General features: G+C 73.4%; 8 protein-coding genes, 1 tRNA gene and 1 pseudogene. 4 read left to right on the top strand and 6 right to left on the bottom strand.

Translation table 11 applies throughout. The annotated features are described in order from the left end of the window. Positions 1 to 1204: tetratricopeptide repeat protein (locus BJP40_RS19840; protein ID WP_143065974.1), on the top strand; the 1204-nt coding region annotated here is incomplete at its 5' end. A 49-nt stretch (positions 1205 to 1253) separates the two neighbouring features. Next, positions 1254 to 1327: transfer RNA gene (locus BJP40_RS19835), tRNA-Met, on the top strand. 243 nt (positions 1328 to 1570) lie between these two features. Here BJP40_RS19835 and BJP40_RS19830 read toward each other — a convergent pair. Continuing rightward, complete coding sequence (locus BJP40_RS19830) at positions 1571 to 1987, bottom strand: Fur family transcriptional regulator (RefSeq protein ID WP_071281516.1); 417 nt, start codon at positions 1985 to 1987, stop codon at positions 1571 to 1573. Between the two features lie 146 nt (positions 1988 to 2133). Between BJP40_RS19830 and BJP40_RS19825 the strand changes: the two genes are divergently transcribed. Continuing rightward, positions 2134 to 3585 (top strand): catalase, encoded by a 1452-nt coding sequence (locus BJP40_RS19825; RefSeq protein ID WP_071281515.1) that lies wholly within the window; start codon positions 2134 to 2136, stop codon positions 3583 to 3585. Positions 3586 to 3684: 99 nt separating this feature from the next. On the opposite strand, the gene BJP40_RS19820 is transcribed toward BJP40_RS19825, so the two are convergent. After that, complete coding sequence (locus tag BJP40_RS19820) at positions 3685 to 4095, bottom strand: cyclic nucleotide-binding/CBS domain-containing protein (protein ID WP_071281514.1); 411 nt, start codon at positions 4093 to 4095, stop codon at positions 3685 to 3687. 300 nt (positions 4096 to 4395) lie between these two features. Then, the gene (gene hisN, locus BJP40_RS19815) at positions 4396 to 5202 is read right to left on the bottom strand and encodes a histidinol-phosphatase (protein ID WP_071281513.1); all 807 of its coding nucleotides are present in this window, start codon (positions 5200 to 5202) and stop codon (positions 4396 to 4398) included. 125 nt (positions 5203 to 5327) lie between these two features. On the opposite strand from hisN, the gene BJP40_RS19810 reads away from it, so the two are divergent. Beyond that, on the top strand, positions 5328 to 5612 hold the full coding sequence (locus tag BJP40_RS19810; RefSeq protein ID WP_071281512.1) for a hypothetical protein: 285 nt from the start codon (positions 5328 to 5330) through the stop codon (positions 5610 to 5612). Here BJP40_RS19810 and BJP40_RS31985 read toward each other — a convergent pair. The 3 genes and pseudogenes from BJP40_RS31985 to aroA form a co-directional block, all read right to left on the bottom strand. Beyond that, positions 5557 to 5887 (bottom strand): annotated as a pseudogene (locus tag BJP40_RS31985) (multidrug efflux SMR transporter). The gene BJP40_RS19810 and the pseudogene BJP40_RS31985 overlap by 56 nt on opposite strands. Before the next feature lie 86 nt (positions 5888 to 5973). After that, positions 5974 to 6987 carry a ribosome small subunit-dependent GTPase A gene (gene rsgA, locus BJP40_RS19805; protein ID WP_071281511.1) on the bottom strand — a complete coding sequence of 338 codons (1014 nt, stop codon included), beginning with the start codon at positions 6985 to 6987 and terminating at the stop codon, positions 5974 to 5976. Positions 6988 to 6992: 5 nt separating this feature from the next. Further along, positions 6993 to 8339, bottom strand: a complete 1347-nt coding sequence (aroA, locus tag BJP40_RS19800; RefSeq protein ID WP_071281510.1) for a 3-phosphoshikimate 1-carboxyvinyltransferase — start codon at positions 8337 to 8339, stop codon at positions 6993 to 6995. Positions 8340 to 8365: the final 26 nt, after the last annotated feature.

Below are 8365 nucleotides of genomic sequence, written 5' to 3'. Positions count from 1 at the left end.
CGACAGCGCCGAGCAGTGGTACCGGCGGGCCGCCGCGCGCGGGCACCGCCGCGCCGCCCTGCACCTCGGGGCGATCCTGGAGAAGCGCGGCGAGCTGAAGGAGGCCGGCCGCTGGTACCTGACCTCCGCCAAGGACGGCGAGCCCCGTGCGGCCTGCGCCCTCGGGTTCCTGCTGCGCGACGCGGGCGACGAGGAGAGCGCCGCCGTGTGGTGGCTGCGCGCCGCACAGGAAGGCGACGGGAACGCCGCCAACGCGCTCGGCGCCCTGCACGCGGCCCGCGGCGAGTACCAGACCGCCGAGCGCTGGTACCGCCAGGCCACCGACGCCGGCGACGTCAACGGCGCCTACAACCTCGGCCTCCTCTTCGCCGCCCAGGGGAAGACGCCCAAGGCCGAACAGTGGTACCGCCGTGCCGCGTACGCCGGCCACCGGGAGGCCGCCAACGCCCTCGCCATCCTGCTCCTCCAGGCCGGCGACACCCACGGCGCGGAACCGTGGTTCTCCAAGGCGGCCGAGGCCGGCAGCGTCGACGCCGCCTTCAACCTCGGCATCCTCCACGCCGGGCGCGACGACGACCGCACCGCCCTGCGCTGGTACGAGCGGGCCGCGGCCGCCGGCCACACCGAGGCGGCCCTGCAGGTGGGCATCGCCAAGCTCCGCGAGGGCGACGAGCGGGAGGCCGAGCGGCACCTGCGCACCGCCGCGGGCGGCGGCAGCGCCGAGGCGGCGTTCCGGCTCGCCACCGTCCTCGACGCCCGGCAGCCCGTGCAGGGCCCGCCCGCCCTGGGCGAGCCGCAGGCGCCGACGACCGAGTGCGAGGAGTGGTACGAGCGGGCCGCCGTCCAGGGGCACCGGCGCGCCCAGGTGCGCGTCGGCATGCTCGCGGCCGCCCGCGGCGACGTCGCCCGCGCCGCCCGCTGGTACCGCGAGGCCGCCGAGGCGGGCAGCCGCAACGGCGCCTTCAACCTCGGGCTGCTGCTCGCCAGGGACGGCAACGAGCGGGAGGCCGCCCTGTGGTGGGCCCGCGCCGCCCGCGCCGGCCACGGGCGGGCCGCGCTGCGCCTCGCCCTGCTGGCCGCCCGGCGGGGCGAGCTCGCGGAGGGCCGCCACTGGTGCGCCCGGGCCGTGGAGCTCGGGCCGGCGGAGGTGGCCGAGAGGGCGGCGCGGCTCAGCGAGGCACTGCACCAGGAGCTCACCGCGTAGGGCTGATTTGCACGCGCACGCTCCGGTCCCGTAAGGTGGTGTTCACCGACGCGGGGTGGAGCAGCTCGGTAGCTCGCTGGGCTCATAACCCAGAGGTCGCAGGTTCAAATCCTGTCCCCGCTACTGAAAGCCGAAGGCCCGGATCCTCCAGGATCCGGGCCTTCGGTGTGTGTGGTGCTCGATATGGCGACGCCCCCGTCTTCGGCGCTGCTCGCGTGGCCCGTCGCACGGAATGGCCGGAAGCCGTCTTGCGTGACGCCCCGACCGTCCGTAGGCCAGATGCCCTGCGGGGGTGTCGTGCCATACGGACGGAGCCCCCGGTGCGCCGTGGCGGCGCACCGGGGGCTCGTCGTCGGGGGTGTCCTGTCAGGCGCCCGAGCAGCCCGGGCAGATCCCGCGGTAGGTGACCTCCACGTCCGATACGGCGAAGCCGAAACGCTCCGCCTCGGGGAGGTCCGCCAGCGGATCGCCGGTCGGGTGGACGTCCCGTATCGCGCCGCAGCGGGCACACACCAGGTGGTGGTGGGGGCGGTGGGCGTTCGGGTCGTACCGCTTGGCGCGGCGGTCCGTCGAGACCTCGAGGACCTCGCCCAGGCTGACCAGCTCGCCGAGCGTGTTGTACACGGTCGCGCGGGAGATTTCCGGAAGCCGCTCCGCCGCACGGGCGTGGACCTCGTCGGCGGTCAGGTGGACGTGATCTCCATCGAGGACCTCAGCCACGACGCGGCGCTGCGCGGTCATCCGCCAGCCGCGGCCGCGCAGGCGTTCCAACAGGTCACTCATGAAATTCAGCCTAACAGGCGGGGGAACTCAGTCCCGAACGGGTGTGGGTTTGGAAGCGCGCTTGACTTAGACAAAGTCCATTGTAGGATCGGCTACGGCTTTGGCCAAGGGACAGGACTTCACGCAGAGATCGCAGGAGGCGCACTGTGACGCAGGGACCCCTCACCACGGAGGCCGGAGCGCCGGTCTCCGACAACCAGAACAGCGAGACGGCGGGTGTCGGCGGTCCGGTTCTGGTCCAGGACCAGCTCCTGCTGGAGAAGCTCGCGCACTTCAACCGGGAGCGCATCCCGGAGCGCGTCGTGCACGCCCGGGGCGCCGGCGCGTACGGCACCTTCACCGTGACGGCCGACGTCACCCGTTACACCCGTGCCAAGTTCCTCTCCGAGGTCGGCAAGCAGACCGAGACCTTCCTGCGGTTCTCGACGGTCGCCGGCAACCTGGGCGCGCCGGACGCGGTGCGCGACCCCCGCGGGTTCGCGCTGAAGTTCTACACCGAGGAGGGCAACTACGACCTCGTCGGCAACAACACCCCGGTGTTCTTCATCCGGGACGCCATCAAGTTCCCGGACTTCATCCACACCCAGAAGCGCGACCCCTACACCGGGTCGACCGAGGCGGACAACGTCTGGGACTTCTGGGGCCTCTCCCCGGAGTCGACGCACCAGGTGACCTGGCTCTTCGGCGACCGCGGCATCCCCGCCTCGTACCGCCACATGAACGGCTACGGCTCCCACACGTACCAGTGGAACAACGAGGCCGGCGAGGTCTTCTGGGTCAAGTACCACTTCAAGACCGACCAGGGCATCAAGAACCTCACCCAGGACGAGGCCAACAAGCTGGCCGGTGAGGACCCCGACTCGCACCAGCGCGACCTGCGCGAGGCCATCGAGCGCGGCGACTTCCCGTCCTGGACCGTCCAGGTGCAGATCATGCCGGCGGCGGACGCGGCGACGTACCGCTTCAACCCGTTCGACCTCACCAAGGTGTGGCCGCACGCGGACTACCCGCCGATCGAGATCGGCAAGCTGGAGCTGAACCGCAACCCGGAGAACATCTTCGCCGAGGTCGAGCAGTCGATCTTCTCGCCCGCCCACTTCGTGCCGGGCATCGGCCCGTCGCCCGACAAGATGCTCCAGGGCCGCCTCTTCGCGTACGGCGACGCCCACCGCTACCGCGTCGGCATCAACGCCGACCACCTGCCGGTGAACCGTCCGCACGCCACCGAGGCGCGCACCAACAGCCGTGACGGCTACCTGTACGACGGCCGCCACAAGGGCGCGAAGAACTACGAGCCGAACAGCTTCGGCGGCCCGGCCCAGACGGACCGCCCGCTGTGGCAGCCGGTGGAGGTCACGGGCAGCACGGGTGAGACGGCCACCCCCTTCCACGCCGAGGACGACGACTTCGTCCAGGCGGGCGCCCTCTACCGCCTGATGGCGGAGGACGAGAAGGAGCGCCTGATCGAGAACCTGGCGGGCTTCATCTCCAAGGTCTCGCGCGACGACATCGCGGAGCGCGCGATCAACAACTTCCGTCGGGCCGACGGTGACTTCGGCAAGCGGCTGGAGGCCGCGGTCCAGGCCCTGCGCGGCTGACGCCAGCACTGGATCGCTTGTCGTAGGAGGAGGGCCGGACCCCGTTCGCGGGGACCGGCCCTCCGGCGTGCGGCGGAAACCCTTCGCGCGACCGCCGGATCAGCTCACCGCCGGTACGGCCGCGGCCGCCCGACGCCCGGCGGGCACCCAGCAGCGGATGATGTCGCGGACGGACACGATCCCGGTCGGGCCGTCCCCGTCGAGGACGATCAGGTGCCGGAAGCCGCCGTGCGCCATCGCGTCGGCCGCCTCCTCCAGGGTCCAGCCCGGCGCCGCGAACACGACGTCGGTGGTGGTGTGGGCGCCCGCCATCTCCAGGTCCGGGTTCTGCCCGGCGCCGACGGAGACCAGGATGTCGCGTTCGGTGAGGATGCCGAGCTGGCTGCTGTCGTGGTCGAGGACGACGGCCGCGCCCACCCGGCGGGCCGCCATCAGCGCGGCGGCCTGGCGGAGCGTGTGGGCGGGGCCGATGGTGAGGATCAGGGTGCTCATGGCGTCGCGGACGTACATGAAGGGGGACCACCTCCTCTGGTGAACCCCTCGCAAGGGAAGGGATTCACAAGTGCACAAGTGGGGGGATCCTCAGAGTGACAGGGTGAAGGGAACCCGACAAGAGGGCGCGCCCCGCGTCGCGGGCCCCGCGGCGGGCGCGGGGCGCGGTCGGGCGCGTTCCCCCGAGCCGCGGGCGCCCGGCGCGGTCGGGCGCGCTTCCCGGTAGCAGTGGGCCCCGGGGCCGCCTCCCCTCATGGGCGGGCCGTCTCCCCGGGGCGGGCCGGTCGCCCGCCGTCCAGGCCGTCCCCCCGTTGCCGGTCAGTCCTTCTTCGGTGCCAGGTACCCCAGCAGGTCCTCGTGCAGGAGTCCGTTCGACGCGGCCGCGTCACCGCTGTGCGGGCCGGGCCTGCCGTCCAGGCCGGTGAACGTGCCGCCGGCCTCCTGCACCACGATGACGTTGGCGGCCATGTCCCACAGCGACAGCTCCGGCTCGGCGCAGATGTCCACGGCTCCCTCCGCGACCATCATGTACGGCCAGAAGTCGCCGTACGCGCGGGTGCGCCAGCAGGCCCGCGTCAAGTCGAGGAAGCCGTCGAGCCGGTCGCGCTCCTCCCAGCCGCTCAGCGAGGAGTACGCGAACGACGCGTCCGCGAGCCGGGACACCTGCGACACCCGGATGCGCGAGGCGGAGGTCAGGTTCCGGCCGGTGTACGCGCCGAGGTCCTTGGCCGCCCACCAGCGGCGGTTCAGCGCGGGCGCCGACACGACACCGACCACGGGTTCGTACGTACCGTCCTCGCCGGCCTCCATCAGCGCGATCAGCGTCGCCCACACGGGCACCCCGCGCACGTAGTTCTTCGTGCCGTCGATGGGGTCGATCACCCAGCGGCGCGGGCCCGTGCCCTCCACGCCGTACTCCTCGCCGAGGATCGCGTCCCTGGGGCGCGCCCGCTGGAGGTGACTGCGGATCACCTCCTCCGCGGCCCGGTCCGCCTCGCTCACCGGCGTCATGTCGGGCTTCGTCTCGACCTTGAGGTCCAGCGCCTTGAACCGGTCCATCGTGGCGGCGTCCGCGGCGTCCGCGAGAACGTGGGCGAAACGCAGGTCATCGTGGTAGTCGGCCATGCGCCCGACTCTATCGGGGGCCCCGCCACGGACCGCACCGGCCCGACACGCCCCCGCCCCCGCGTTCCTGACGGAAACGCAGCCCCGGCCGCGGGCGGCCCCGCGGCCGGGAGGAGAATGCCGGCGTGGACCCCGCGGACCCCTCCCCGGCCCCGGCGCCGACCCCGTCCTCCGGACTGCTGCGCCTGCTCCTGCGCGTCGACGCCGTCACTTCGGCGCCCCGCTTCCTCATGGTCCTCTGCCCGGTGCTGCTGGTGCTGGGCGTCACCGGCACCACCGCCGGACTCGCCACCGCCGGCGCGCTCTTCGCGGCGTGGGTCGCCGTCGGGTGCGTCGGCATGCGGTACCAGCGGGTCAGCGGGAGTGCCCCGGCAGCCGGAGGCCGACGACGCCGACGACCACGAGGCTGATCGACAGGACCTTCCGCGCCGACACCAGGTCACCTGGGAACAGCACCACCGCGTGCACCGCCCTGCCCGGGGCCCCGACGCCCGTCCACACCGGGTACGCCGGGCCCACATCCCCCGGCCGCAGCGCCGGCGTCAGCAGACCGGAGCTTTCCGGGGGCGAACGCCACGGAGGCGAGCGTCGGCCACAGCCGGGTGAACCCGTGCGAGAGCTCGCAGCACACGGGAAAGGGAGAATCGGTCTCCAGGCGCCGCGCGGCCACCACCCGCCACGCCATCGCCCGTGGCGCGTCGCCGACGGGCGCCGCGCCCGCTCCGTGCGCTCACCCACCTGTACGACGCCAGGACGGACGCGTCGGGTGGATCAGTCGCCCTCGTGCCGTTCCCGCGTCGCCAGCAGCCGCCGCAGGGAGAACAGCCGCGCCGGATCGGCGTGCCCCTCCGCCACCCACGCGTCCAGCGCGCAGTCCTGCTCGTCGTGGCTGCACGCGCGCGGGCAGCGCTCCGTGCCCGGCTCCAGGTCCGGGAACGCGTGGATGACCCGGCCGGGGTCCACGTGATTCAGGCCGAAGGACCGGACGCCGGGCGTGTCGATCACCCAGCCCTCCCCGTCGCCGGCCAGCGGAAGCGCCAGCGCCGACGTCGTGGTGTGGCGGCCGCGGCCCGTCACGGCGTTCACGACTCCGGTCACCCGCCGCCGGTCCTCCGGCACCAGGGCGTTCACCAGGGTCGTCTTGCCGACGCCCGAGTGCCCGACGAACGCCGTCGTCCGCCCCGCCAGGTGCTCCCGCACCACCTCCGCCGCATGCCCGTCGTACAGGTCCTCGCGGTTCGTCACCACGTACGGGATGTCCAGTGCGCCGTACAGTTCCAGCAGGGCCGACGGGGGCGCCAGGTCCGACTTGGTGAGGACCAGCAGCGGCTCCAGGCCGCCGTCGAACGCCGCCACCAGGCAGCGGTCGATCAGCCGCGGCCGCGGCTCCGGGTCCGCGAGGGCCGTCACGATGGCCAGCTGGTCGGCGTTGGCGACGACCACCCGCTCGTACGGGTCGTCGTCGTCGGCCGTGCGCCGCAGCACCGAGGCCCGCTCCCCGATCCGCACGATGCGGGCCAGCGTGTCCTTCTCCCCCGACAGGTCGCCGACGAGCGCCACCCGGTCACCCACGACCGCCGCCTTGCGGCCCAGCTCCCGCGCCTTCATCGCCATGACCACCCGGCCGTCGACCAGGCACGTCAGCCGGCCGCGGTCCACGGTGAGCACCATGCCCTCCGCGGCGTCCTCGTGCTTGGGGCGGATGCTGGTACGGGGGCGGTTGCCCTTGCGGTTGGGGCGGACGCGGATGTCGTCCTCGTCGGCGTTCCTGCCGTAGCGGCGCATGTCGGTCAGGCCTCGATCGCGAGCATCTCGGTCCACATCTGCGGGAAGTCGGGCAGGGTCTTGGCGGTCGTCGCCACGTCCTCGATCTCCACCCCCGGCACGGCGAGGCCGATGATCGCGCCCGCCGTCGCCATGCGGTGGTCGTGGTACGTGTGGAAGACGCCGCCGTGCAGCGGACGCGGCCGGATGTGCAGCCCGTCCTCCGTCTCGGTGACGTCGCCGCCGAGCCCGTTGATCTCCTTGGTCAGCGCGGCCAGCCGGTCCGTCTCGTGCAGCCTCAGGTGCGCCACCCCGCGCAGGGTCGACGGCGAGTCCGCCAGTGCGGCCACCGCCGCGATGCCGGGCGTCAGCTCGCCGACCTCGCCGAGGTCCACGTCGATACCCCGGATACGACCCGAACCGGTGAACGTCAGACCGGCCTCCGACAGCTCGCAGGAGCCACCCATCCCGGTGAAGATCTCCCGCAGCGCGTCCCCCGGCTGGGTGGTCCGCGACGGCCAGTCCGGGACGGTCACCCGCCCGCCGGTGACCAGCGCCGCCGCCAGGAACGGCTGGGCGTTCGACAGGTCGGGCTCGATCACCAGGTCGCGGCCCAGCAGCGCCGACGGCGAAACCCGCCACACGTTCGGCTCGCCGCCCGTCTCCGGCTCGTCGACCTGCGCGCCCACCGCGCGCAGCATGTCGACGGTCATCCGGATGTGCGGCATCGACGGCAGCCGCGGACCGGTGTGCCGCACCTCGACGCCCTGGTTGAAGCGCGGCGCCGACAGCAGCAGGGCGCTGACGAACTGCGACGACGAGGAGGCGTCGATGTCGACCTTGCCGCCGTCCAGCGCCCCGCCACCCTGCACGGTCATCGGCAGGGAGCCGCGCCCGCCGTCGTCGATGCGGGCGCCCAGTACCCGCAGCGCGTCGATCACTCCGTGCAGCGGCCGCTCGTGCGACCGCGGGTCGCCGTCGAAGCGGACCGGCCCGTCCGCCAGCGCCGCCACCGGCGGCAGGAACCGCATCACGGTCCCCGCGTTGCCCACGTCCACCTGCGCCGGGCCGTGCAGCCCCGCGGGGATCACCCGCCACGCCTCGCCCGTGCCGTCGGGGTCCCCCGCGGCGGAGGAGCTGGAGGACACCGTCTCCTCGATGCCCACGCCCAGGGCGCGCAGCGCCTCCGCCATCAGCAGGGTGTCCCGGGAGCGCAGCGGGCGGCGCAGCCACCCCGGCTCGGAGGCGAGCGCGGCCAGCACCAGAGCGCGGTTGGTGACCGACTTGGAACCGGGCACGGCGACGGTCGCGTCGACGGGTCCGCTCGCGTGCGGGGCGGGCCAGAGATCAGGGTGCGCGGGGGTTTCGGTCATGCCCCTCACTTTAGTGGGCCCGCCAG

The sequence above is a fragment of the Streptomyces sp. CC53 genome (genome assembly GCF_001865245.1).
Taxonomy (GTDB): domain Bacteria; phylum Actinomycetota; class Actinomycetes; order Streptomycetales; family Streptomycetaceae; genus Streptomyces.
Note: the sequence above shows the minus strand (reverse complement) of the source record. Positions and strands in the feature narration are given on the sequence as shown.

What these genes read in the sequence shown, in the direction of transcription:
- aroA (WP_071281510.1), bottom strand. Translation starts at nt 8,339, where the DNA reads ATGACCGAAACCCCCGCGCACCCTGATCTCTGGCCCGCCCCGCACGCG.
- hisN (WP_071281513.1), bottom strand. Translation starts at nt 5,202, where the DNA reads ATGGCCGACTACCACGATGACCTGCGTTTCGCCCACGTTCTCGCGGAC.
- BJP40_RS19830 (WP_071281516.1), bottom strand. Translation starts at nt 1,987, where the DNA reads ATGAGTGACCTGTTGGAACGCCTGCGCGGCCGCGGCTGGCGGATGACC.
- rsgA (WP_071281511.1), bottom strand. Translation starts at nt 6,987, where the DNA reads ATGCGCCGCTACGGCAGGAACGCCGACGAGGACGACATCCGCGTCCGC.
- BJP40_RS19820 (WP_071281514.1), bottom strand. Translation starts at nt 4,095, where the DNA reads ATGTACGTCCGCGACGCCATGAGCACCCTGATCCTCACCATCGGCCCC.